The organism is Rhizobium sp. BT04 (genome assembly GCF_030053135.1).
Lineage (GTDB): Bacteria > Pseudomonadota > Alphaproteobacteria > Rhizobiales > Rhizobiaceae > Rhizobium > Rhizobium binxianense.
This window is the reverse complement of the sequence record NZ_CP125652.1, coordinates 2,015,803-2,040,500: the sequence shown is the minus strand read 5'-3', so window position 1 is coordinate 2,040,500 and position 24,698 is coordinate 2,015,803. Positions and strand designations below refer to the sequence as shown.

22 protein-coding genes are annotated in these 24,698 nt (G+C 62.0%); 11 read left to right on the top strand and 11 right to left on the bottom strand.

Annotated features, from left to right (window positions below; translation table 11 throughout):
* Positions 1-57 precede the first annotated feature (57 nt).
* Both QMO82_RS18555 and QMO82_RS18550 read left to right on the top strand, forming a co-directional pair.
* Positions 58-1,539, top strand: coding sequence for a lipopolysaccharide biosynthesis protein (locus QMO82_RS18555; RefSeq protein ID WP_183607748.1), 1,482 nt, complete (start codon positions 58-60; stop codon positions 1,537-1,539).
* A gap of 50 nt (positions 1,540-1,589) precedes the next feature.
* Positions 1,590-2,417 carry a glycoside hydrolase family 16 protein gene (locus QMO82_RS18550; protein ID WP_183608331.1) on the top strand — a complete coding sequence of 276 codons (828 nt, stop codon included), beginning with the start codon at positions 1,590-1,592 and terminating at the stop codon, positions 2,415-2,417.
* Positions 2,418-2,460: 43 nt separating this feature from the next.
* Here the strand turns inward: QMO82_RS18550 and QMO82_RS18545 are convergent, their stop codons facing one another.
* The 6 genes from QMO82_RS18545 to QMO82_RS18520 form a co-directional block, all read right to left on the bottom strand.
* Positions 2,461-3,534, bottom strand: coding sequence for an ABC transporter ATP-binding protein (locus tag QMO82_RS18545; protein WP_183607749.1), 1,074 nt, complete (start codon positions 3,532-3,534; stop codon positions 2,461-2,463).
* Positions 3,531-4,460, bottom strand: a complete 930-nt coding sequence (locus QMO82_RS18540; RefSeq protein WP_183607750.1) for a PfkB family carbohydrate kinase — start codon at positions 4,458-4,460, stop codon at positions 3,531-3,533. The genes QMO82_RS18545 and QMO82_RS18540 overlap by 4 nt, the downstream gene beginning before the upstream one ends.
* Positions 4,461-5,483 carry an SIS domain-containing protein gene (locus QMO82_RS18535; RefSeq protein WP_183607751.1) on the bottom strand — a complete coding sequence of 341 codons (1,023 nt, stop codon included), beginning with the start codon at positions 5,481-5,483 and terminating at the stop codon, positions 4,461-4,463.
* On the bottom strand, positions 5,480-6,325 hold the full coding sequence (locus QMO82_RS18530) for a carbohydrate ABC transporter permease (RefSeq protein ID WP_183607752.1): 846 nt from the start codon (positions 6,323-6,325) through the stop codon (positions 5,480-5,482). Before QMO82_RS18530 ends, QMO82_RS18535 begins: the two co-directional genes overlap by 4 nt.
* On the bottom strand, positions 6,325-7,209 hold the full coding sequence (locus QMO82_RS18525; protein ID WP_183607753.1) for a carbohydrate ABC transporter permease: 885 nt from the start codon (positions 7,207-7,209) through the stop codon (positions 6,325-6,327). Before QMO82_RS18525 ends, QMO82_RS18530 begins: the two co-directional genes overlap by 1 nt.
* Before the next feature lie 80 nt (positions 7,210-7,289).
* The gene (locus QMO82_RS18520) at positions 7,290-8,528 is read right to left on the bottom strand and encodes an extracellular solute-binding protein (protein WP_183607754.1); all 1,239 of its coding nucleotides are present in this window, start codon (positions 8,526-8,528) and stop codon (positions 7,290-7,292) included.
* Positions 8,529-8,750: 222 nt separating this feature from the next.
* On the opposite strand from QMO82_RS18520, the gene QMO82_RS18515 reads away from it, so the two are divergent.
* The 5 genes from QMO82_RS18515 to QMO82_RS18495 all read left to right on the top strand — a co-directional run bounded on the left by QMO82_RS18515 (position 8,751) and on the right by QMO82_RS18495 (position 14,731).
* Positions 8,751-9,956 carry an ROK family transcriptional regulator gene (locus QMO82_RS18515; protein WP_183607755.1) on the top strand — a complete coding sequence of 402 codons (1,206 nt, stop codon included), beginning with the start codon at positions 8,751-8,753 and terminating at the stop codon, positions 9,954-9,956.
* Positions 9,957-10,319: 363 nt separating this feature from the next.
* A complete protein-coding gene (locus QMO82_RS18510) occupies positions 10,320-11,675 on the top strand; it encodes an extracellular solute-binding protein (protein WP_183607756.1) in 1,356 nt (451 codons plus the stop codon).
* A 124-nt stretch (positions 11,676-11,799) separates the two neighbouring features.
* Positions 11,800-12,684, top strand: coding sequence for a carbohydrate ABC transporter permease (locus tag QMO82_RS18505; RefSeq protein ID WP_183607757.1), 885 nt, complete (start codon positions 11,800-11,802; stop codon positions 12,682-12,684).
* A gap of 10 nt (positions 12,685-12,694) precedes the next feature.
* Positions 12,695-13,609, top strand: coding sequence for an ABC transporter permease subunit (locus QMO82_RS18500; protein ID WP_183607758.1), 915 nt, complete (start codon positions 12,695-12,697; stop codon positions 13,607-13,609).
* A gap of 12 nt (positions 13,610-13,621) precedes the next feature.
* A complete protein-coding gene (locus QMO82_RS18495; RefSeq protein WP_183607759.1) occupies positions 13,622-14,731 on the top strand; it encodes a sn-glycerol-3-phosphate import ATP-binding protein UgpC in 1,110 nt (369 codons plus the stop codon).
* 41 nt (positions 14,732-14,772) lie between these two features.
* Here QMO82_RS18495 and QMO82_RS18490 read toward each other — a convergent pair whose 3' ends face one another.
* Positions 14,773-15,246 carry a cupin domain-containing protein gene (locus QMO82_RS18490; RefSeq protein WP_047618592.1) on the bottom strand — a complete coding sequence of 158 codons (474 nt, stop codon included), beginning with the start codon at positions 15,244-15,246 and terminating at the stop codon, positions 14,773-14,775.
* Positions 15,247-15,368: 122 nt separating this feature from the next.
* Between QMO82_RS18490 and QMO82_RS18485 the strand changes: the two genes are divergently transcribed.
* On the top strand, positions 15,369-15,905 hold the full coding sequence (locus QMO82_RS18485; RefSeq protein WP_183607760.1) for a hypothetical protein: 537 nt from the start codon (positions 15,369-15,371) through the stop codon (positions 15,903-15,905).
* Here the strand turns inward: QMO82_RS18485 and QMO82_RS18480 are convergent.
* Entirely contained in the window at positions 15,902-16,672 is a 771-nt protein-coding gene (locus QMO82_RS18480; RefSeq protein ID WP_183607761.1) for a TIM barrel protein, read from the bottom strand. The genes QMO82_RS18485 and QMO82_RS18480 overlap by 4 nt on opposite strands.
* A 139-nt stretch (positions 16,673-16,811) precedes the next feature.
* Between QMO82_RS18480 and QMO82_RS18475 the strand changes: the two genes are divergently transcribed.
* Both QMO82_RS18475 and QMO82_RS18470 read left to right on the top strand, forming a co-directional pair.
* Entirely contained in the window at positions 16,812-17,600 is a 789-nt protein-coding gene (locus QMO82_RS18475) for an SDR family NAD(P)-dependent oxidoreductase (protein WP_183607762.1), read from the top strand.
* A gap of 173 nt (positions 17,601-17,773) precedes the next feature.
* Positions 17,774-18,238 carry an Rrf2 family transcriptional regulator gene (locus QMO82_RS18470; RefSeq protein WP_183607763.1) on the top strand — a complete coding sequence of 155 codons (465 nt, stop codon included), beginning with the start codon at positions 17,774-17,776 and terminating at the stop codon, positions 18,236-18,238.
* On the opposite strand, the gene QMO82_RS18465 is transcribed toward QMO82_RS18470, so the two are convergent.
* Positions 18,239-19,363, bottom strand: coding sequence for an acyl-CoA dehydrogenase family protein (locus tag QMO82_RS18465; RefSeq protein WP_183607764.1), 1,125 nt, complete (start codon positions 19,361-19,363; stop codon positions 18,239-18,241). It lies immediately after the preceding gene.
* Positions 19,364-19,533: 170 nt separating this feature from the next.
* Here QMO82_RS18465 and QMO82_RS18460 point away from each other — a divergent pair, with 170 nt between their 5' ends.
* Positions 19,534-20,271 (top strand): metallophosphoesterase family protein, encoded by a 738-nt coding sequence (locus tag QMO82_RS18460; protein WP_183608332.1) that lies wholly within the window; start codon positions 19,534-19,536, stop codon positions 20,269-20,271.
* Between the two features lie 10 nt (positions 20,272-20,281).
* On the opposite strand, the gene QMO82_RS18455 is transcribed toward QMO82_RS18460, so the two are convergent.
* Positions 20,282-23,467, bottom strand: a complete 3,186-nt coding sequence (locus tag QMO82_RS18455) for an efflux RND transporter permease subunit (RefSeq protein ID WP_183607765.1) — start codon at positions 23,465-23,467, stop codon at positions 20,282-20,284.
* Entirely contained in the window at positions 23,464-24,642 is a 1,179-nt protein-coding gene (locus QMO82_RS18450) for an efflux RND transporter periplasmic adaptor subunit (RefSeq protein ID WP_183607766.1), read from the bottom strand. Before QMO82_RS18450 ends, QMO82_RS18455 begins: the two co-directional genes overlap by 4 nt.
* Positions 24,643-24,698: the final 56 nt, after the last annotated feature.

Below are 24,698 nucleotides of genomic sequence, written 5' to 3'. Positions count from 1 at the left end.
CCCGCCGCTGCGACCGAAGCCATCTCAAACCCTCGACGAGGAATAGTTAAATAGATCATGTCAAGCGTATCTGAGAGGACGGCGACGGCGAGCATCTGGACCATCAGCGGAAAATTCCTGGCGCGGATGCTCGATTTCGTCAGCCTGCTTGTCCTGGCAAGGCTGTTGAGCCCGGCGGATTTCGGCCTGGTCGCCATCGCGACCTCGGTCCTGGTCATCGTCGAGGCGATCCTGGATCTGCCGTTGACGCAGGCCCTGATGCGCCAGCCGTCGCCTTCGAACGAGATGTTTGCCACGGCCTTCACTCTCAGCCTGCTGAGGGGGTTCGCCATCAGCCTGCTGATGATGATCATCTCCTGGCCGATGGCGCTGATCTACGACGATTCCCGGCTTTTCGCCCTTGTCGCCGTTCTCTCGATCGCGCCTGCCATGCGCAGCACGATCAGTCCGCGCATGGTTCTTTTCATGCAGCGGTTCGATTTTAAACGCGAGTTCGCGCTCGATCTCATCGCCAAGGGATCGACATTGCTGTTCGGGGTAGGGGTAGCTGTGGCAACAGGCAGCTATTGGGGGCTGGCGATCGGAGCGGTCGCCGGCCCGACCGCGGCGATGATCACGTCCTATGTCTTTGCGCCGATGCGACCGACATTCAGCCTTTCCGAATGGAAGCATTTTCAGGACATGATCAGCTGGAATACTGTGTCGCAGGTGCTGAATTCGATCAATTGGCAGCTGGACCGGCTGCTGCTGCCGCGTTTTACCGGTCTGTCGACCTTCGGCGCCTTCAGCGTCGCCGACAATATCGCCGGTATTCCATATCAGACCTTCGTCGGGCCCTTGCTGCGTCCGCTGATGGCGGCATTTTCCACTGTCGAAGACCGCCGCAACCTGGTTGCCGCCTATCTCAAGGCAACGAATGCGATCACCTTCGTCGCGGCGCCCATTCTCATCGCGCTTGCCCTTCTCGCCGAGCCGACCGTACGGATTCTCGTCGGTGAGAAGTGGGTATCGTCCGCGCCGATCCTGCAATGGCTGTGCCTTGTCAGCCTGCTTGGCCTTCCCACGAACATGATGCCGCCATTGGCCATGGTGATGAACAATACCCGTTATGTCGCTCTCAGGATGTTTGTCGAGTTCGCCGTCAGGGCTCCGGTCACCGTCCTGGGTATCGCCTATTTTCAGGTGGCGGGGGCGCTGGGCGCGCGGATCGTGGCAGTCCTCGTCGCCTATGGCGCATCGCTGGTCATCACGCGGCGGCTGATCGGCGCGAGTTTTGCCGCGCAGCTGAATTCGTTTTGCCGGCCGCTGGCCGCGAGCTTGCCGATGATCGCTTTCCTGGTCTGGGCGGAGCCGATGCTCGCCGCCATGCCTGTCGGCCTCAACCTTGTCGTCGGCCTGGCGCTTTGCGGCGGGGCGGCAGTGGCGATCTTCTGGGCTTTCGCGCTGCTCGTGTGGCAGATTCTGGGAAGACCCGACGGCATCGAGACCATCGTCGTCCAAAGGCTCATGCCGCGACGAAACGGGGTTCTCACTTCATGATCGAGACAAGTGCAGTCCAACGATTGGTTTGGCGTTTTCGGAGGAGCGGGATGCGTTACGGAATATCTTCTAAGGTTTTGGGTTTGCTCGTCGTTCTCGGTCTGGGGGCGTTGCCGGGCCGACCGAGTGTGGCCCAGGAACCGCTCAATATCAACGCATACCAGCTGACGTTCGAGGAGAGTTTCGACAGTCTCGACGTTTCGGCCTGGGGAGAGAAAAGCTCCCGCTGGATCGCCCATACGCCCTGGAACGGCGACTTCGGTGATGCCCGTTTCACCGATCCGGCTCCCGGCTTTCCGTTTACCACAGGTCAGGGAATTCTGAAGATCGAAGCGCGCAAGGAGGCCGACGGCACATGGCGCTCGGGGCTGCTCTCGTCGGTGAACCCGAAGGGGGAAGGTTTTTCGCAGCAGTTCGGTTATTTCGAAGCCAGAATGAAGCTGCCGCCGGGCAAGGGCGTGTGGCCGGCATTCTGGCTCATCGGGCTCGACCGGTCGAAATACACCGCCGAAATCGACGTCCTGGAATATTATGGACGCGCGCCCTACGAATTCAGCATGGGCTTCCATATCTGGCGTCAGAGCCAAGGCGGCCAGAACACCACTGGTGGCCATTGGCAAACCGTCCAGGACGGAATTCTGAACAGTGATTATCACACCTACGGCGTCGATATCCAAGCGGACAAGACGAGCTTCTACCTTGACCGTCAGTTCATCTGGAGCTTCGACACGCCGAAGGAGTTCCACATGCCGTTTTATCCGCTGGTGAATCTGGCGCTCGGCTCGGGCTGGCCGATCGATGAAACGCCGAACCCTTCGATTTTGCTCGTCGACTATATTCACGTTTACAAGCGGAAACCCGTCGACGCGGCGAATTGACGACCGATGGGTCGGTCGGCCCGCGACAGGCCGTTTCTTATCGTTAGCGGCAGCAGCTGAGACCAGTCTCCGAATCGAAGAGGTGCATTGCCTCCTCGTCAAAGAAGAGGGTGAGTTTCTCACCGTCGCGGATCGGCGTGCGCGGCGGCAGGCAGGCCGTCAACCGCTGATTTCCCGTAAGGGCGGTGACAACGAGTTCCGGGCCGGTCAGCTCTGCGACCTCGAGGGTTGCCTCAATCGACGGGCCGGTGCCGTCTGTGCGAAGCGCCTCGGGACGAATGCCGAGGATAAGGTCGCGGCCATTGCCGGCCGTCTCGCGGAAACGGGCGGGCAGGGGCAGGCTGATATCGGAGCCTGAAAGCGCCAGGCGACCGTCCCGCGCCGTCGCCTCCAGCAGGTTCATCGGCGGCGCGCCGACGAAGGTGGCGACATAGAGCGTTGCCGGATGATTGTAGATCTCCTCCGGCGTGCCCAACTGCTCGATGCGGCCGTCGCGCATGACGGCGATGCGGCTTGCAAGCGTCATCGCCTCGATCTGGTCATGGGTGACATAGACGACCGTGGTCTTCAGCATCTGATGCAGCCGCTTGATCTCGGTGCGCATCTCCATGCGCAGCTTGGCGTCGAGATTGGAGAGCGGTTCGTCGAAGAGGAAGACCTCAGGCTTGCGCACCAGCGCGCGGCCGATCGCAACGCGCTGGCGCTGGCCGCCGGAAAGCTGGCTCGGCTTGCGGTCGAGCAGCTTTTCGATCTGCAGGAGCTTGGCCGCGTCACGCACTGCCCTGTCTCGTTCCGGCGCCGGGACCTTGCGCATTTCCAGGCCGAAGCCGATGTTCCGGTGCACCGTCAGGTTGGGATAGAGCGCATAGGATTGGAAGACCATGGCGATGTCGCGGTCCTTCGGATGCACGCTGAGCACCGAGCGGCCGCCGATCCTGACATCGCCGCTCGTCGCCTCGGCGAGGCCGGCAATGATGTTCAAGAGCGTGGACTTGCCGCAGCCGGAGGAGCCGAGCAGCACGAGGAATTCGCCGCTTTCCAGCGCGATGTCGATGCCCTTCAGCGTCTCGACCTCGCCATAGGTCTTGCGGATGTTCTGAATTTCGAGTGCGCTCATCGCACAGGCTCCTCAGGAGATGACGGGCTGCCATAGTTGCGGGGAAGGGTGGATATGGCGCGCGAGGCGACTGCGGTTCCCGCCTCCAGGCAAGAAATCAGCGGCTCATCGCTGGCGAGTGCGGCGAGAAAGGCGGCGTTGAAAACATCGCCGGCGCCGATCGTATCGACGACCTCGACAACGGGTGCCGCTACCGAAACCAACAGGCCGTCCGGCCCGATCGCGAGAGCGCCGTCCGGGCCGCGCTTGACGACGATGATCGCACCCTTTGGCATATGCGACCTGATGTGACGTGCGGCCTCGACGGGATCGGCAATGCCGGCAAGCGTCGTCGATTCGACCTCATTCAGCAGCGCGATACCGCTGCGGGAGAGCCATGCGCGTGTCGCGGCGCAATTCTCGTCTGTCCAGCCGTCGAGCGGCCAGCCGGTATCGAGCGCGACGGTGATGCCATGACTGTCGGCCCAGTCGAAGAAGGCACCATATTCTCTCGTCAAATCGTCGGTCAGGAACGAGCCGCAGAGAAGGGCGTAACCGCCCTGAAGTCTCTCGCCCTCGATGACCGCGAAGACATCTGCCAGGCTGAAGCGCGGCAGATGGCCCTTCGTGGTGAAGAAGGTGCGTTCACCGTCCGGATGGGTGATGCCGACGGAGAGCGTCGTTTTCTCAGGACGTACCGGCCACTTGTCGGAACGGTGGCCGAAGGCTTCGCTCAGCCAGTGGCCGAACTGGTCACTGCCGATATTGGCGGCGATCTCGAATTCGACGCCAAGCGCTTGCCAGGCGAGCGCGCTGTTGCCGGCGGCTCCGCCGACCCGTAACTCGTCATGATCGACGATGATTTCCGTCCCGGCCTTTGGCCAGGGGGCGGCCGGTCCAAGGATCAGGTCGATGTTGACGTTGCCGATGACTGCAAGCGGCCGCATTCATTCGCTCCGGGTGATCTTGGTGGAGCGGACCGGTGTTCCGGCATTCTCCACGCGGGCGTCGGCAAAGGCGATCATCAGCCGTTGAGCGACGGGCAGCATGGCAAAGATCGCGGCAAGGCCGGTTGCCGGGGCAAAGCGGATCGTCACTGCGCCGGTGACCGGTGCTTGCTCGGATGCGTCGAACAGGATGACGGGGGCACCGGTCTCGACGGCGGATGTCGCCATAACAGTCACTAGGCTGGCCGTTTCGTCCGAGCCGCGAAAGAGCACGACGCCGATCTCCGGCGCCAGCATCTCCATCGGTCCATGGCGCAACTGGCCGCCTTCGAGCGAAAAGCAGGGGCGGCGCGACAGCTCCGTCAATCCGAGCGCCAACGCCTCGGCAACGCCTTGCAGACGGCGTCCCGACGTAACGACCGTCCCGACGTTTTCGAGTGCGGCGAGGGCATCGGCGATATCGTGGTCTTCGGGCGTCTTGAGGACTGCGAGCGCTGCATCCGGATCTTCACCGAGGGCGGCGAGGATCGCGAGATGCAGGGCGAAGGTCACCGTCAGGCTGCGGGTTGCGGCGAAAGCCAGCTCGGTGCCGCCGGCGCCGAGCAGCGACGGGGCGGTTCTTGCGAGGAAAGAGCTGCCTTCGAGCGTCAGGCCGAAGGTCTCCTGCGTGCCGCCGGTCTCGTTGAACCAACGCACGACCTCGGCGCTTTCGCCGGATTGCGAGGTGACGAAGATCGTCCTGCCGGCGATCGGCAGCGGCTGGCCGAGCTGTTCGGACAACGGCAAAGCGACGGCATCGATGCCGAGCGTCCTGTAGAGCGGCTCGACGGCGCGGTTGACGGCATGCGAGCCGCCCATGCCCATGAGCAGCAACCTGCCGGTCTTTTTCAGCGAAGCGGCGGCCGTGGCTGCCATTGGCTGGGCCGCTTCATAGGAGGCGATCGCATCGGCATGCTGGCGCGCCATTTCGCGGTCGATCGCCGCAAGTCCGGCCGGCCGGATTGTTTCTTCTGTCATCTTCATCCCTTGACGCCGCCGCTGGTGAGCCCGGAAATCAGGGCGCGTTGCATGACGAGACCGATCAGCACCGGGGGCAGGGCGGCGAGCACGCCTGCCGTGGCGATCAGTCCGTAATCGGAAACGCGGCCGCCGGCGAGATCGGCAATGGCGACGGTCAGCGTCTTGGCGCGTTGGTCCGAAGTGAAGAGCAGCGCATAGAAGAATTCATCCCAGGCCAGCAGGAAGGCAAACAGGCTCGACGTCGCCACCACGGGGGCAGCGAGCGGCAGCGTGATGATCCGCAATGTCTGGAACAGGCCGGCGCCGTCGATCATCGCGGCGGATTCGATCTCGCGCGGGATGGAATCGAAGCCCGATTTCATCAGCCAGGTGGTGAAGGGCGCAAGGATGGTCAGATAGACGAGGGCAAGGCCGAAGACGTTGTTCAGCAATCCGAGATGGGAAAGGCCCATATAGAGCGGCACGGCGAGCGCCACCGGCGGCAGCATGTAGGTGGCGATGACCATCGACAGCGACCATCCCACAGAGGGCGTGCGCGACACCGCCCAGCCGGCCGGAATGGCGAGCGCGATGGCGGCGATCGTCGCCATGCCCGCCACTTCGATGCTGTTGCGCAGCGACGAGGTGAAGGCGGCGCCGGCGCTGTTTTCGAGCGTCGAGAGCAGTACGCCGTAGCGAGAGAAATCCACCGTCTGCGGCCACCAGCGCAGCGGCTTTGCGGCAAGGTCGGCGGCCGGCGAGATGCTCATGATGAACAGCCACAGGATCGGCGCCAGGATGACGGCGGCAAGCAGCAGGGCGCAGAGATGAATGAAGACAGAAAAGAGCGGGCTCCGGCGTTCCATCAGGCCGCACTCCCGGCGGTTTTACGCACCAGAGCGGCGTAGCCGGCAGCAAGCAGCGTCACCAGCAGCGTGACGATCAATGCCAGCGATGCGCCCGAGCCTGCCCGCTGGAAGGAGAAGGCTTCCTGATAGACGAGGATCGACAGGGTGCGGGTGCTGTTGGCCGGGCCGCCGCGGGTCATCACCCAGATGATGTCGAAGACCTTGAAGGCTTCGATCGTGCGCAGCACCAGCGCCACCATCAGCGGGCCGGCGAGATAGGGCAGGATGACGAAGCGGAAGCGGGCGAAAGCGCCGGCGCCGTCGACCAGCGAGGCGGCGGTGATGTCGCGTGGCACGGCCTGCAAGGCAGCGAGCGCAATCAGCGCCACCAGCGGAAAATTCTTCCAGCAGTCGGCGACGATGAGGGCGGCCAGCGCCGTGCCCGGCTCGCCAAGCCAGGAGCGGTAGGCGTCGAGCAGGCCGAGCTGGGTCAGCGCGGCATTCAGCGCGCCGTATTCGGGATTGTAGATTAACCGCCAGAGCGTGGCGTTGACGACGGTCGGCAGCGCCCAGGGCAGGATCATCAGGGCGCGGAGCGCGGTGCGGCCGCGAAACTGCTGGTTCAGCAGCAGGGCAGCAAGCACGCCGATCACCATTTCGGCGGCGACCGAGACGATCGCGAACCATGCGGTGGTGATCAGCGTGCGCTGGAAATTCGAGCCGGAGAGCATCTTGGCGTAATTGTCGATGCCGACGAAGTTTCCTTGCGTGCCGACGAGCTTGGCATTGGTGAAGGAGAGGCCGACGGTATCGATCAGAGGCCAGCCGATGACTGATATCATGACCACGAGAAGCGGCAGCATCAAAAGCCACGCGCGGGTTGTCAGCCAAGTGCCCGACATCAAGGCGCCCCTTCTTCATTCACAGGTTATCGAGATCGAACCGGGCGACGGCCGGCGCCGCCCGGGGTTTCGTGCTTTGCTCAGAGGCCGCTATTGTCGGCGGCCGACTTCAGCGCGTCCTCGGGAGAGGACTGGCCGAGCAGCGATTCCTGGATCGCCTGCTGCAGCGCGGTCGAGAGCTCCTGATATTTCGGCGTCGTCGGGCGCGGATACATGGCCGCAAGGCCGATCTTGGCGGCGGAGATCAGCTCTTCCTGGCCCTTGGTGACACCAGGGTCCTCATAGGAGGACGCCCAGATCGGCAGGCTGAGCTTGGCATAGGCATTCTGCGTCGCCTGCGAGGTCATGAAGGTGATGTATTTCCAGGCCTCATCAGGATGCTTGCTGGCCGAGGTGATGCCGAGGCCCATCGAGCCGTTGACGGCCGAAGCCTCGCTCTTGCCGGTAACACCCGGCGCCGGCACGACGCCGACCTTGCCCGCGACCTTGCTGTCTTTCGGATCGTTGGCCATGTTGTACATGTAGGTCCAATTCAAAGCGAAGGCGGCATCGCCGTTTTCGAAGACCTTGCGGACGTCTTCTTCCAAGAATTCCTTGGAATTCGGATTGGTCAGGCCGGAGGCATAGCTGGAGACCATGTATTTCAACGCATCGAGGCCGCCGCCGGTCTGGAAGGCCGGCTTGCCGTCCTTCAGGAAATCGCCGCCATAAGCGCTGACAAGCGTGGTGTAGTCGCAGATCGCGGCCTCGGCCTGCGACCAGCTCCAGGCGATCGGCGTGGCGAGCAGGCCCTTGTCCTTGATCGTCTTTGCCTGCTCGGTCAGCTCGTCCCAGGTCTTCGGCGGCGCCTTGATGCCGGCCTTTTCAAGGATCTCCTTGTTGTAGAATAGGTATTTGGTGTCGAGGATCCACGGCATGCCGTAATATTTTCCGTCATATTGCACGGTGGTCCAGGCGCCCGGTAGTACGCCCTTCTTCATCTCGTCGGTGATGCGCGAGGTGACGTCGACCAACACCTTGTTGGTGGCGTATTCGGCCGGCCAGATGACGTCGAAGAGCACCACGTCGTAACCGCCGCCGGAACCTTGCGCCAGCACCGTCTTGTCATGCAGGCCTTCATAGGGAACGAATTCAAGATTGAGCTTGATGTCGGGGTTCGCCTTGGCGAAGGCGTCGGTCATGGCGCGCACATCGGCCTCGCTATAGGCGGCCTGCGCCATGAAGAGCGCGTTCAGCGTCGTTTCGGCGAAAGCGTGCGGTGCAAAGGATGCGCCGATCAAGGCCGCACCCAGAAGCGTCTTGGTAAGGGATTTCAGCATTGCAGCCTCCAGTTTGTGACATTTACGCATGGCCGAGGGCAGACTTTCCGCCATCGGTGTTCGAGAAGGCACGCGCGGACACGTGCCGGTTTTCGTCTCGGAGCGTCGTCGGGGCCTTGTCCGGCCTCCTGCGTTCCCTGGAACTCTCCGGTCCCTTATTAAGTCAATTGTCTTGACTTATTACTTCTTCAACATTCTATTGGAGTCAAGAGGCAATTGCACATGAATGACAGCAGGCCGATCCGGGCCAAGAGCGGCACCAATCACGAAGGCACCAGCGCCCATAACCGGCGCGTGATGATCGATGCCTTGCGGATGAACGGTGCGCTTTCACGCGCCGATCTGGCGCGGGCGACATGGCTGACCAAGCAGACCGTGTCGAATATCATCGAAGAACTCGAGCGCGACGGCCTCGTCCGTTCGCAAGAGGCGGTGAGGAAGGGCCGAGGTCAGCCCTCGACGCCTTATCGACTCGTTCCCGAGGGCGCCTTTGCGATCGGTCTGCAGATCGACCGGCATGTGACGCGGGCGGTCGCGGTCGATCTCGTCGGCAGCGTTCTCGTGCGCGATGAGGCCGGCCTTCCCACAGGAGGTCCGTCGGAAGGGGCGAAGGTCATCCTCGATCTCGTTGCCGGCGTGCGTGCAAAGCTTGCCGGGATCGTTCAGCAGTCGGAAAAGCGGCTGGTCGGCCTCGGCGCCGCCATGCCCGGACCCTTCGGCGTCGCCGGCAATGGCGACGACCCCTGGATGATGGAGGCCTGGCAGAAGTTTCCGCTGTTGGAAACGCTGACCGCCGGCACCGGGCTCGATGTCGGCCTGCAGAACGATGCGGCGGCGGCAGCGACCGCCGAGCGCATGGTGGGAGCCGCCCATGGTCTCGACCATGCCGTCTGCCTCTTCGTCGGCTACGGCATCGGCGCCGGTCTCATTCTGAACGGCGAACTCTACCGCGGCACCAACGGCAACGCTGGCGAGATCGGCATGGCGCTGCTGTTTGCCGACGGCAAATCGACGCCGCTCGAACATCGCGCCTCGCTTGCCTCGCTCTACCAGCACCTGTCGATCGATCCTGCCGATCCCGACCTGCATGCACAGATCAACGACCTCGTCCTGGAGGGCGATCCAGGCATCGAGACCTGGATCGAAGCGGCGGCAGCAGACCTGCGCTGGAGCGTCCATCTCATGGAAACGGTCTTCGATCCGCAGACGGTGATCCTCTGCGGCAGCGCCCCGGACGCACTGGTGAACAGGTTGATCGCCGCCATCGGGCCACTGCTGCCCTCGATCGCCGAACGGCGCGGCCGGACGCTGCCGCGCCTGCAGCCGGGCATGGCCGATCCCTGGTCGGTGGCGCTCGGAGCTGCCGCCGGACCGATCAGTCGTGCATTCGATCCGCATTTTGCTGCAATTTTGAAGGATTCCCTCTGATTCAGGGGCTGAAACCGGGCGTTGCACAGCAGTGCAATGGCAGAAAAGACGGCCATTTTTGCAAGTTTCATGCAACGATATCAGCGAATAAAGACGCGCTATCGCAATATAGGCAAATATTAAAAACCCTTAAAAATTATATTTATTCGAATATAAATATATCTGTTCGGCAGTGCGCTGGAGTGGCTGGCGAGGTTTCTCTAAATATAGCCTCGGCCGTGACAAATAACATCCGCGTGAAGGTTTTGTGACGGCACGATTTCGATCGTTTCATGTCATGTAATATTCATTGGCCGCGGCAATTTGAACCAGCTAATAGGGCGTGCGCTGAAAGTGCGCGTCCCTTTTACGTTCGAGGTTCTCATGCAAGCCAAGCTTCTCGGCGCCGTTGGCGCCCTTCTCGCTACAGCGTTTCTTGCTGGTCCCGCTGCCGCCGCCGATAAGACCAAGATCGACTTCTGGTTCGGCAATTCCGGTGACATTGCAAAGCGTGTCCAGGAGCAGTGCGATCGCTTCAACCAGTCGCAGGCCGACTACGAAGTCGTCTGCACCAGCCAGGGCAGCTATGATGCGTCCCTGCAGAACACCATCGCTGCCTTCCGCGCCGGCAAGCAGCCGACCATCGCCCAGGTCTCCGACGCCGGCACGCTCGACATCATGCTTTCCGGCGCCTACTATCCGGCAAACAAGCTGATGGCCGACACGGGCTACACTGTCGACTGGAAGGACTACTTCTCCGGTATCTCCGGCTACTACGCGACATCGAAGGGCGAGATGTACTCCTTCCCCTTCAACTCCTCGACCGCTCTTCTCTACTGGAACAAGGACGCCTTCGCCAAGATCGGCAAGGATCATGCTCCGGCGACCTGGAAGGAAGCAGGCGAGGACCTCAAGGCTCTGAAGGATGCAGGCTATGCTTGCCCGCTCGGCTTTGACATCTCCAACAACGAAGTCTGGCAGTACGTCGAGCAATTCGAAGCCGTGAACGGCGAAGCGATCGCCACGAAGAAGAACGGCTTTGAAGGTCTCGATGCCGAACTGGTGTTCAACAAGAACCCGCTGCTCGTCAGCTATATCAAGGACCTCAAGTCCTGGTATGACAACAAGCTCGCCGTCATTAAGAACAAGGCTGTCGGCCAGACCTTCGTCGAAGCTTTCGCTGCCGGCGATTGCCAGGTCATCCTGACCTCGGTCGGCGACCACGGCAACATCGGCCGCACCGCCAAGCAGGGCATGAACTGGGGCGTTGCCATGCTCCCGACTTACGGCGATGCAACCCGTCACAGCTCCTATGTCGGCGGCGCTTCGCTCTGGGTTCTGAAGGGTCATTCGGACGCTGAATACAAGGCTGCCGCTGCCTTCTTCAACTTCATTGCCAAGCCGGAAGAAGCGCTGACCTGGTCGACCGTGACCGGCTACATCCCGGTTCGCAACTCCGGCTTCGAATATCTGAAGAAGCAGGGCTTTTACGACAAGGCTCCTTATGCCGGCCGCGAGCTCGCCATTCAGAGCCTGACCGTTTCCCCGGCTGGCGACGCGGCCCCGCACGGCATCCGCCTCGGCGGCCTGCTGCAGGTCCGCACCGAGATCGCCAATGGCTTGCAGGCAATCTTCGTCAACAATGCCGATGTCCAGGCTTCGCTCGATGGCGCTGCCGAACGCGGCAACCAGCTGCTGCGCCGTTTCCAGCAGACCTACAAGAACGTTCAGCTTCCCTGATCGACCGATATGAGCCGCACCCGGCCCGCGTTTTGCGTGCCGGGTGTGTCCTTGTCCATTCATACCGGCTGCGGAGGCGAACGCGCCTCCCGCCTAAACCAAACCAGGCCGAAAACGACCACCCATGGAAAAGCGCGTCACTTTCTCCTCGACGACGATCGGACTGCTCTTCGCGTTTCCGATGCTGCTGCTGATCTTCGTCTTCTTCTATTGGCCGAGTGCGCAGGCGCTCTATTGGGCGTTCACGCTCGAGCAGCCATGGGGCGGCGGCAATGCCTGGGTCGGTTTCGACAATTTCAAGCAATTGCTCAGCGATCCGATCTATTGGGAGTCGATCACCCGCAGCATGATCTTCGGCTTCAGCTCGACGGCCATTGCCATGGGGATGGCGCTCATCCTGGCGCTGTTGACGGATCGTGAGCTGCGCGGCCATAAAATCTACCGGTCGGTCTTCATCTGGCCTTACGCGATTGCCGCTCCCGCTCTCGGCCTTGCCTTCCGCTTCATCCTGGCGCCGGAGGCCGGCCTTCTGTCGGTCATCAATCATGTCTGGCCCGGCCTCTGGAACCCCGCGCTCGACGGCAAGGACGCGATGATCGCCGTCATTGTTGCCTTTTCCTGGAAATATATCGGCTATAATTTCATCTTCTTCCTCTCGGCGCTGCAAGGCATTCCGCGCTCGCTGATCGAGGCCGCCGCCATGGACGGTTCGGGGCCGATGCGCCGTATCTGGGATATCCAGCTGCCGCTGCTGACGCCGACGCTGTTTTTCCTGCTCGTCATCAATATCACCGAAAGCTTCCAGGATTCCTTCGGTATCGTCGACGTCATGACGCAGGGCGGGCCGGCACGCGCGACGGAACTCATGGTCTACAAGATCTATTTCGACGGCTTCAGGGGGCTCGATTATTCCGGGGCTGCGGCGCAGTCGATCATCCTGATGGCGCTCGTCGTTCTGCTCACCATCTTCCAGTTCCGCTTCATCGAGCGGCGCGTGCACTACAAGTGAGGTCTCGGACATGATCGAACGCACGCCGATATTCAACTTCATCTGCTATACGCTTCTGGCGCTCGGCATGCTGATCGCGCTTCTGCCTTTCTTCATCGTCATCGTTGCATCGACGCTCGATTTGGAGACGGTCAATCGCGTGCCGCTGCCGCTCACCCCAGGCTCGCATTTCTGGGAAAACGTCCAGACCGCCTGGGTTCGCGCCGATCTCGGCAACAAGCTGATCCACAGCATTATCTTCGCCACAGCGGTCGGCGCCGGCAAGGTCATCCTTTCCGCCATGGCGGCCTTCTCGATCGTCTACTTCCGCTTCCGCGGCCGGTATGTGATTTTCTGGATCATCTTCATCACGCTGATGCTGCCGCTGGAAGTTCGCATCGTGCCGACCTATTCGATTGCGGCCAACGCGCTGCAGCCGTTCCAGACGATCCTCGACTTCACCGGCATAAGCTGGCTCGTTGCGCAGATCACCGGCATTCAGATCAAGCTCGAATGGGGCCTGTTGAATTCCTATCCCGGTCTCGTTCTGCCGCTGGTCGCAACCGCAACCGGCACCTTCCTCTACCGGCAGTTCTATCTGACGGTTCCAGACGAACTGGCCGAGGCCTCGAAGATGGACGGATCGGGTCCGGTTCGGTTCTTCTGGGATATTCTGCTGCCGCTGTCGCGGCCGAACATGATCGCACTGTTCACGATCATGTTCGTCTGGGCCTGGAACCAATATCTCTGGCCGCTGCTGATCACCACCGATCCGAATTTCGGCATTGCGGTGACGCAGCTCAAGACCCTGATCCCGTCCGAATTCGGCCTGCCCGACTGGAACGTCGCCATGGCCGGCACACTTATCATCATGTCGCCGCCACTGGTGCTCGTCATCCTGATGCAGCGCTGGTTCGTGCGCGGCCTTATCTCCACCGAGAAGTGAAGGAATAGTCCTGTGGCACCGATCTCAATCCGTGATGTGAAAAAGAGCTACGGCAAGAATCCCGTCGTTCACGGCGTCGACCTGGAGATTCAGTCCGGCGAATTCATCGTCATCCTCGGTCCGTCAGGCTGCGGCAAGTCCACGCTGCTGCGGATGATCGCCGGGCTCGAGGAAATCAGCGGCGGCGAAATCGCCATCGACGGCCGGGTCGTCAACCAGCTGGAGCCGCGCGAGCGCGGCTGCGCCATGGTGTTCCAGAACTACGCGCTTTATCCGCATATGAGCGTCGCCGAGAATATCGGCTACGCCTTGAAGGTTGCGGGTGTTCCGAAGACGGAGCGCAGCCGGCGCGTCGCCGAAGTCGCCAAGGCGCTCAGCCTCGAACCCTTCCTCGACCGCCGGCCGGCCGCCCTTTCCGGCGGCCAGCGCCAGCGCGTCGCCATGGGCCGTGCAATGATCCGCGAACCAAAAGTGTTCCTCTTCGACGAGCCGCTGTCCAACCTCGACGCCAAGCTGCGCATCGCCATGCGCGCCGAAATCCGCCGCCTGCATCGGCGTCTCGGCGCCACCTCGATCTTCGTCACGCATGACCAGACCGAGGCGATGACGCTGGCCGACCGGCTGGTGGTGATGAATGGCGGCAGGGTGGAGCAGGTCGGCACGCCAGAAGAGGTCTATCATCATCCGGTCTCGCGCTTCGTCGCGGGCTTCGTCGGCACGCCGGCTATGAACCTGCTCGAGGGCACGATCAACGACGAGGGCGTCTTCGTCTACGACCAGAGCCGCAAGATCGTGCTGCCGCGCGAACGCGCCGCACCGCTGAAAGGCAAACGCGTCGTGCTCGGCATGCGCGCCGAAGCCGCTCGGCTGGTGCCTCCGGATGCGCCCGGCGCCCTCACCGCAACGGCCGATTTCATCGAAGAGCTCGGCGCAAGCCGCGTCGTCCACGCCGATTTCGACGGGTTGCCCTTTGCCGTGGCGCTGACCGAGGCGGTGAAGGTGAAGTCGGGCGATCCGATCGGCATCGCCATCGACTATAACGCGATCCACCTTTATGCCGCCGATACCGGCCGGATCATCGAGAACACCGCCACCAGCGGTGCCGGCGTCGTTCACGCCTGAGCCCGCCGCAGCCGTTTCCCGTCCCGCCTGGGCGCCCGATATCAGCGATGGATCGGGTCGATCCAGGGCACGTCTTCCGGCTTTTCGACGGGCTCGATGTCGAGATTGACGACGACCGGTTCCTGGCCTGAGCGGACGAGCACGCATTCCAGCGTCTCGTCGCGGCTGGCGTTGATCTCCTGGTGCGGCACATAGGGCGGGACATAGATGAAGTCGCCGGGGCCGGCCTCGGCGGTATATTCCAGATGCTCGCCCCAGCGCATGCGGGCCTTGCCCTTGACCACGTAGATGATGCTTTCGAGATCGCCGTGATGATGGGCGCCGGTCTTGGCGTTGGCATGGATCGTCACCGTGCCGGCCCAGATCTTCTCGGCGCCGGCGCGGGCATTGTTGATCGCGGTGGCGCGGTTCATGCCCGGCGTCTGTGCGGTGTTCGGATCGAGCGAATTGCCGGGAATGACCTTGACGCCATGTTCCCGCCAGTCGACATGATGATGCTCGTGGTCGTCGCTCATGCCTTGCCTCCCGCTTCGATTTGGTCAGTCTAGGCGGGAGCGGCGCGGCGGCCAAGCGGATTTGCCCGCACGATACCCCTGCACCCCGATAGCTTCTGTGCACAAAGGAAAGAACGGAGCCGATGAGCCACCTCCCGCAGATCGACTACGACACGGCTTCGCAAGAGATTCGGGCGGCGCATGACGAGGAAATCAAGCTGCGCGGACGCATGACCAACATGAAGCGGACGCTCTTACATTCGCCGGCCGCCCATCGCATCTATGCCGAATGGTTCACGCTGCGGGCCGTGCTCGATCCTGCTGTCAGCGACCGGGAGATCTGGATCTTCTCGCATGCGATCTCGAAGACGGCGCAATCGAAAATCGCCGTCACCTTCTTTCGCCGGGCGCTGATCAACAAGGGTTTCGATCCGGACGCGCTGGAGCTTTCCGAGGCGGAAGCGCTGCTTGCCGCCTTCGGCAAGGCTGTTGTCGCCGATTCCAACGCCGTTCCCACTGAGCTCTGGGTGAAGCTGAAACAGCGCTACGACACCAAGGTGCTGGTCGATCTTGTCGCCTTCGCCGGCATCATGCTGGCCACGGCCGTTTTCAACAATGTCGTCGAGGTTGAATTCGACCCCGAGCTTGAAGCCTTTGCCGAAGGCGCCAGTTCAGCTTAACCGCCGAGTGCGGCGACCGCGGCCCTGACGGCGTCCGCGCCAGGCCTGGTCGGCCGGTATTCCAGACCTACGGCGCCATTGTAGCCATTGGCGAAGATCCAGCCGAGGCGATGGGCAAGATCAATCCGGCCGGAGCCCGGTTCATTGCGGCCGGGGTGATCGGCGACGTGGACGTGGATGATGCGGTCGGGACGGCCGTTCAGCACCTCCTCGGTGCGCTCGTCCATCACGGCGGAATGGTAGATGTCGTAGACGATGCCGATCTCGGGGCGGGCGACGTCATCGATGATGTCGAGGCCTTCGCGGGTCGAATCGAGGAAATAGCCGATATGGTCGATGCGGATGTTGAGCGGCTCGACGCCGAGGCGCACACCGCTGCCTGCCAGAATATCGGCGCCGGCCTTCAGGGTTTCGGTCAGCGCCCGGCGCTGTTCTTGCCGGCTCAGGCCCGGAAGATCGTCGCCCGCCTGGGCAATCAGCACCGGCGCGCCGAGACGTTTCGCGACGGTGACGGATTCGGCAAGGCCTTTCAGCCAGGCCCGCCGGTTGGCGGCGTCGGTCAGCGCGATCATCGGTTCGGCGACGAGGCTGGTGACAGCAAGGCCGGTTTCCTTCAGCGCCGCCTCGATCGCATTCAGATCCTTGTCGCTCCAGCGCCAGAATTCGATTGCCGTCAGGCCGGCGGTATGGGCGCGGCGGATGCGATCGGGAAAGCTGTCGCCTCCTTCGGCAAACAGCCACTCTATGCAGGCTGAATAACGTCGCATCAAAACCCTCCCATCTCTGGATGCAGGCATGCGACAGATCGGAGCCTCTCGCAATAGGCGTTGGGGCGCTTGACGCCCGAGTTCATTGGCGGAACACTCACCAGTCAGGCCGGGACCACCGGCTGTTGCGGAGGAAGACATGGATCTCGGATTGAAGGGAAAGACTGCCGTCATAACAGGCGCGTCGGTCGGCATCGGACTGGCGATCGCCGAGGGGCTGGCGGCTGAGGGCGCCAACCTCGTGCTGGCGGCCCGCGGCGGCGAACGGCTCGAGGCGGAAGCCGCCCGTATCGCCGGGAAGTACGGCGTCAGCGCCACCGCTGTTGCAGCCGATGTGGCGACGGCCGGGGGAACGGAGGCGATCATTGCGGCGGCTGCCGAAAAGGGCGGCGCCGATATCCTCATCAACAATGCTGGCACCGGATCGAATGAGACTGTGATGGAGGCGCCCGACGAGAAGTGGCAGGCCTATTGGGAGCTGCATGTGATGGCCGCCGTGCGGCTGGCGCGCGGCATCGCACCGCAGATGAAGGCCCGCGGCGGCGGTGTGATCCTGCACAATGCTTCGATCTGCGCCGTCCAGCCGCTCTGGTACGAGCCGATCTACAATGTCAGCAAATCGGCGCTGATGATGTTTTCGAAGACGCTCTCGACCGAGCTCATCAAGGACAATATCCGCGTCAACTGCGTCAATGCCGGCCTGATCCTGACGCCCGACTGGATCAAGACCGCCAAGCAGCTGACGACTGAGACCGGCGGCAATTGGGAGGGCTATCTGCAGAACGTCGCCAACGAGCACGCCGCCTCCAAGCGCTTCGGCACGCCGGAAGAACTGGCGAATGTCTTCGTCTTCCTGAGTTCGGAGCGCGCGAGCTATTGCGTCGGCTCGACCTATTTCGTCGATGGCGGCATGCTGAAGACGATCTGACCGAGCCGCCGGCGGGGCTCGGCAAGTCGATCTTTCTCAAGACTGCCGGGCCGGCCTGTGGACGTTGCCGATACAAGCTATAAATATTAGCTATTTTGTTGTATGTTCACGCTTTTGACGCTATTTGCCTGCTATTGGCAGGATGAATACTGCGATTCTACAAGGCGACGACGATGCTGACGAAAAAGGGAAAATACGGGCTGAAGGCGCTGGTCGACTTGGCGCGGCTGGCGCCGGGCGAGACTGCCTTCATCAATGACATCGCGGCCCGCAATAATATCCCGAAGAAGTTCCTCGATACGATCCTGCTCGAGCTGCGCAATGTCGGCATCCTGCGCTCGAAGAAGGGGCCGGGCGGCGGCTATTCGCTGTCGCGGCCGGCCTCGGAAATCCGCATCGGCCATGTCATCCGCACGCTCGACGGGCCATTGGCGCCGATCCGCTGTGCCAGCCGTACGGCTTACGAGGCCTGCGACGACTGTGCCGATCCTGAGACCTGTCAGGTGCGGCGCTCGATGACCGATGTTCGTGACGCGATCGCCGCCATTCTCGACAATATGACCCTCGAGCAATTCGTCACCGACGGCGGCCGCATCGAAGGCGACAAAGAGGAATTCCCGATCTCCGCCGCCAGCTGATTAGGCACCGCCGACCTTCGACATATATTCGCCTGCGGTGTGCATCAGTCTATCCCGCGGCAGCGAAAGCGCGTGAATGCGGGCATTGCGCCAATGGCGGTCGAGATTGAGGCCGATGCCGGCCGATCTTTCCCCGGCAAGTTCGAACAGCGCGTTTGCGGTGTCGAGCGCCGTTTCGCCGGCAACGACCGCGGCCGCCGAGGCGGAGAAATGCGCATCCGCCATCGCGGCCTCCACAGGATTGACCTGGGCAATGTCGAGTTTGCGGCCGGCCCGTTCCAGGGCTGCTGCCGTCGTTTCGATGTGGATGGCGCGTTCGCCGATCCGGGCAAGGACGGCCGGGCTGCGATCGCCGACCGCGGTCATCAGGTCGGTCCATGCGGCCCGCGCGATGCCTAGGCTGACGCCGGCCCTGAGCAGCAAGCCGAGCGAGATGCCGGTCGAATATCCGGACGAAGGAGCGGGCGCAATCGCATCGGCATTGACATGAAGCGTGCCGACGATCGCCGTCCCCGATCCGTTGGTGCGCTGGCCGAAGCCGTCCCAATCGTCGACCACCTGCACGCTTTCGTCGTTTGCGAGGCAGAGCGTTACCGGGCGGCTCGGCGGCACGGTGGCGGCAGCGGCGATCCAGTCGGCGAAGAGAATACCGCGCGCCTGGCGCGTGCGTCCGCTCAGGCGATAGCCCGGGCCTTCTGCCGTCAGTTCGGCCCCGTCGGCGAGGGTAGCGGCGGCAAAACGGTCTCCGAGCAGCACACGGGCAAACAGCGATGCCTTCAGATCCTCGGTAGCCTGGGTGCGGAGGGTTTCCAGCGCGCAAAAATGACTTTCCAGCGCCTCGCCGATCGAGGCGTCGGCCTCGGCAATGATCGCAACGATTTCGGCGAGCAGGGCGTTCGACACGTCGAGCCCCTGATGGTCGGGCGGAACAGTGATTGCCGTCAGTCCCGATACCGACAGCGCGTCGAGCTCGGCAAAGGGCAGGATGCGGTTGATATCGCGTTCGCTCGCCTGGTGCCGGAATGCGGCGGCGAGGTCGCGGGCCGTGGATATCGCCTCCTCTTCGCTTTCGATGCGATGCGCGGGAGGCCTCAAGTTCTCATGAAACTGCGATACCGTTCCCATCGGTCACTCTCTTCTCGACGGATACAGGATTGAGGGATTGCCCCTCGAATGATAAGGCCGGTTTTTCTACAAAACCCGAATGGTTTGAATTTTTCTACCAGCTTGATTGCCTTGTTCTCAACGCTACTTACGGTGAAATTGGGCTTCCTTGATCGAGAAACATGATGAAAATGGCACGCCAGCCGAGACCGCGTCTGACGCTGGATATTGCCGCTATCCCAACCTATGCGATCGGCGACATTCACGGTAGATACGACCTGCTTATGAAAGCCGAGGAGGCGATCCTGCGAGATGGCGAGCGGCTGCCCGGGCGTAAGCTGATCGTCACGCTCGGCGACTATATCGACCGTGGCCCGGAATCGGCGCGGGTCATTACCCATCTCATGGAACCGCTGCCTGAGGGATTCGATCGCATCTGCCTTGTCGGCAATCACGAAATCGCCATGCTCGACTATATCGATGGCTGGATCTCCTATGACGACTGGATGGGGATGGGTTCGGCGGAATTGCTCAGATCCTATGGACTCGATCCGGATCACCTGCCCCTGGTCTTTCCCACCGGCGCGAAACTCGATGCCTTCATCCGCCAGTCGCTGCCGCACACGCATATCGACTTCATGCGGGCAATGCCGGTCATGCTGGAGACTCCGAGCGTGATCTTCGTGCATGCCGGCATCAATCCGAAGCTGCCGCTCGGCGAGCAGACGGACGAGGATCTGGTCCTCATCCGCCAGCGGTTTCTCGAAAGCCGGATACCGTTGCCGAAACTCGTCGTTCACGGTCATACGCCGAACGACGAGCCCGACATACGGCCGAGGCGGCTCAATCTCGATACGCGCGCCTTTCGCAGCGGCAAGCTCACCGTCGCCCGCTTGTGGCAGGGTCAGGTGCATCTGTTTTCCACCTGACCTTCCGGCCTCAGACCGTTTCTCTCTCGGTCGGAGTGACCTCCACCGTCTTTTCAACCGGCTGCTTGCGGCGCCATCCGCGCAGCACGACGTAGAAGACCGGCGTCAGGAACAGGCCGAAGATCGTCACGCCGAGCATGCCCGAAAAGACGGCGGTGCCGAGCGATTGGCGCATTTCGGCGCCGGGGCCGGTGGCGATGGCAAGCGGCAGAACGCCGAAGATGAAGGCGAATGCCGTCATCAGGATGGGGCGCAAGCGAAGATGGCTGGCTTCGATGGCCGCTTCCACCGCCGACTTGCCCTCGTCTTCGGCCTGCCTGGCGAACTCGACGATCAGAATGGCGTTCTTGGCCGCAAGGCCGATCAGGACGATCAGACCGATCTGTGTCAGGACGTTGTTGTCCATTCCCCTCAACGAGACCCCGATCAGCGCGGCGAGCACAGCAAGGGGGACGATGAGAATGATCGCCAAGGGCAGAACCCAGCTTTCATATTGTGCAGCCAGCGCCAGGAAGACGAAGATGACGGACAGGGCGAAGATGTAGATCGCCGTGTTGCCGGTATGAGTTTCCTGATAGGCGAGTTCCGTCCATTCGAAGGTCGTTCCTTGCGGCAGGATCTTCGCCGCCAAGGCTTCCATCTTCTTGATGGCGTCGCCTGTCGACGTGCCTGGCGTCGGATTGCCTTGGAGCGGTACCGAGACATACATGTTGTAGCGTTGGACAAGCGCCGGCCCGCTGGAATCCTGGATGTCCATCAGGGTTCCAAGCGGAACCAGTGCGCCAGTCGCCGATCGGACCTTCAGGGCGAGGATGTCGTCCCGGTCCATGCGGTATTGCCGGTCTGCCTGGGCGCGAACCTGGTAGACGCGGCCGAATGCATTGAAATCGTTCACATAGGCGACGCCGAGATTAATCGAAAGCGCGTTGAAGATGTTGGGGATCGGCACGTTCAGGAAGCGTGCCTTGTCACGGTCGATCTCCAGGAAGTATTGCGGGCTTGCATCGGAGAATGTGGTGAAGACGCCGGTCAGCCCCTCGGTCGTGGCGGCCGCACCCATCATCTGGCGGGCCAGACCGAGCACACGCGTCATATCCGCGTTTTCAAGATCGGATATCTGCATTTTGAAGCCGCCGGAGTTGCCGACGCCGCGCACGGAGGGCGGCGGAATGGCGATAATGAAAGCTTCCTGGATACTTTGCAGCTTGCCGTAAAGCTCGCCGATGATCTTGTTGGCGTTCTCTCCGCCTTGTTCCCGTTCGGCAAAGGATTTGAACGGAACGAAGACGACGCCGGAATTCGAGGCATTGGTGAATGTCGCCCCGCTGAAGCCGGCGAATTGTACGGCATTGCCGACACCGGGCACGGTGCGGGCGATATCGCCCACCTGCTTGACGACGGCGTCGGTACGGGCAAGCGAGGCGCCGTCCGGAAGCTGGATGACGATGATCGCGTAACCCTGGTCCATGGTCGGGATGAAACCCGCGGGCACTCTGGTGCCGATGTACCAGGTTGCTCCAAGCAGGCAGACGAAGGCGACCATCGCGGCTGTTAATCCGACCCAGTTGCTGACGAGATGCCGGATGATCCACGAATAGCCGGAACTCAGCCGATCGAATCCGCGATTGAAGCCGTTTGCAAGGCCGCTTCCCAGGCGCGAGGCGACATTCTTGCGCCTGGTTTCGTGGTCATGGGTTTTCAGCAATATACCAGCAAGTGCAGGTGAAAGCGTCAGCGAATTCAATGCCGAGATCGCTGTCGTGACGGAGATCGTCACCGCAAACTGCCTGTAGAACTGGCCCGATATCCCCGGGATGAAGGCCGTCGGCACGAACACCGCGATCAGCACCAGCGAGATGGCGACGACCGCGGTCCCCACTTCGTCCATCGTGACATGGGAGGCCTGCTTCGGCGACATGCCGCGCGCCAGATTGCGCTCGACGTTTTCCACCACGACGATCGCGTCGTCGACGACGATACCGATCGCCAGTACCAGGCCGAACAAAGTGAGCATGTTGAGCGAGAAGCCGAAGGCCAGCAGGACGGCGAAGGTGCCGATCAGCGATACCGGGATGGCGACGATCGGGATGATCGCGGTTCGCCAGGACTGCAGGAAGACGAGAACGACGATCGCCACAAGGATGGCCGCCTCGGCGATGGTTCTATAGACTTCCGAGATCGAATCCGAGATGAATTCGGTGGTGTCGTAGACGATGCGATATTCCAGCCCCTCCGGGAAATTCTGCGAGAGGTCCTTCATGATCGACTGGACCTGATGGGCGGTGTCCAGGGCGTTGGTTCCCGGCCGGGCGAAGATGCCGAGAGCAACGGCCGGGTCATTGTTGAGATAGCTGTTTGTGACGTAATCCTGTGCGCCGAGTTCGATACGGGCGACATCCTGCAACTGCACCAGCCGGCCCGATGTCGTCGATTTCACGATGACGTATCGGAACTCGCGCACGTCGGAGAAGCGTCCGTCCGTTCGCACCGTATATTCGAAGGCGTTCTTGCCGGTCACCGGCGGCGCGCCGATCTTGCCGCCCGACACTTGAACGTTCTGGTCTCTCAAGGCGGAAACGACGTCATCGGATGTCATGCCGTAGGCGGAGAGCTTTTCCGGATCCAACCAGATTCGCATCGAATACTGGCGTTCGCCGAAGAGCTGCACGTCGCCGACACCGTCGAGACGCACGAGAACGTCGCGGATCCGGTTGCGGGCAAAATTCGAGACGTAAAGCTGGTCGTAGCGGTGCGACGGCGACAGCAGGTGCACCACCATCATCAGATCAGGCGAACTCTTGTCAGTGGTCACACCGAGCCGCTGGACTTCCTCGGGAAGGCGGGGGAGCGCGATCGAAACGCGGTTCTGGACCAGCACCTGGACCTTGTCGAGATCGGTGCCGAGCTTGAAGGTGATCGTCAGCGACATGGCGCCGTCGGCGCTAGAATAAGACGACATGTAAAGCATGTCTTCGACGCCGTTGATCTGCTGTTCGAGCGGGGTCGAAACGGTGTCCGCGATGGTCTGCGGATCGGCGCCGGGATAGGAGGTGCGCACGACGATGGTCGGCGGCGCGATCTCCGGATACTGAGAGACCGGCAATTGCGTATAGGCAATGCCGCCGACGACGAGGAAGAGGATCGAGATGACCGCCGCAAAGATCGGCCGGTCGACGAAGAAATGAGCAAATCTCATTGTCCGTTCTCCGCGCCGGCGGTCTCAGGCGGAGCGTCCTGCCGTTCCTGCGGCAGTTCGGTCATCTGAGGCGTGATCTTCGAGCCGGGCCGGGCGCGTATCACGCCGTTGACGATGATCGTCTCGGTGCCGTCGAGACCTTCGCGTATGACGCGATAGCCGTAGAGCCGCGGTCCGGGCCTCACGGGTTTGGTCGTAACCTTGCCGTCTGCGTCGACGACATAAACGACGCGTTCATTCTGGTCCGAGCCGATCGCCTCATCGGGCACGAGAATGGCCCTATATGTGTTGGAGGCTGCAACCTGTATGCGACCGAAGAGGCCGGGTTGAAGGACGAAATCAGGATTGGGGAAGCGGGCACGGATGCGGATGGTGCCGCTCTCATTGTCGATCCGGTTCTCGGCGAAATCGAGCTTTCCCTTGAAGGGTTTGGCGGTGGCATCCGAGATGGTGACGGATACATCGACGCCGCCGCCGCCCTGCTGCAGAACCTGGCCCTGTTTGCGCGCCGTGTCGGCGAAATTCAGCAGGCGGCGTTCATCGACGTCAAAATAAAAATCGATCGGGTCGAGCGAAACGATCGTCGTGAGCACCGTCTGGTCGGTCTGCACGAGGTTGCCGGCCGAGATCAGGCGGCGGTCGATGCGGCCGCTGAGCGGGGCCTTGATCTCGGTATATTCCATGTCGAGGGAAGCGCGATCGGCTGCGGCCTGCGCGCCGCGGACATTGGCCTCGGCCGAATCGAATTCGCGGCGGCGATCGTCCAGCGTCTGCGCCGACTGGCTGCCGCTCGATGCGAGCGACTGGGCACGCTTATACTGCGCATCAGCAAAGACCAGGGCGGATTGTGACGCTTCGAGCGTCGCCTTTGCCTGGTTGAGCGCGGTGATGAACGGCCGCTGGTCGATGACGAAGAGAAGGTCGCCCTTCTTCACCAGGGCCCCGTCCTCGAAATGGATTTCCTGCAGATAGCCGCCGACACGCGAGCGGACGGAGACTTCATCGACCGGTTCGAAACGGCCGATGAACTCGTCATTGTCGACCACATCGCGCACCACCGGTTTTGCGACGGTGACAGGAGGAGGAGCAGCCGGTGCACCCTGCGCCATCGCGGCCAGAGGCATGAACGTGGCGATGCAGCCAAGCACCAACATCTGTCGAAGCACGTAAGTCATACCGGTCCTCCAATCTCGACGGCCGATCGACTGCCGACGAACCTAAGATGAAGTGA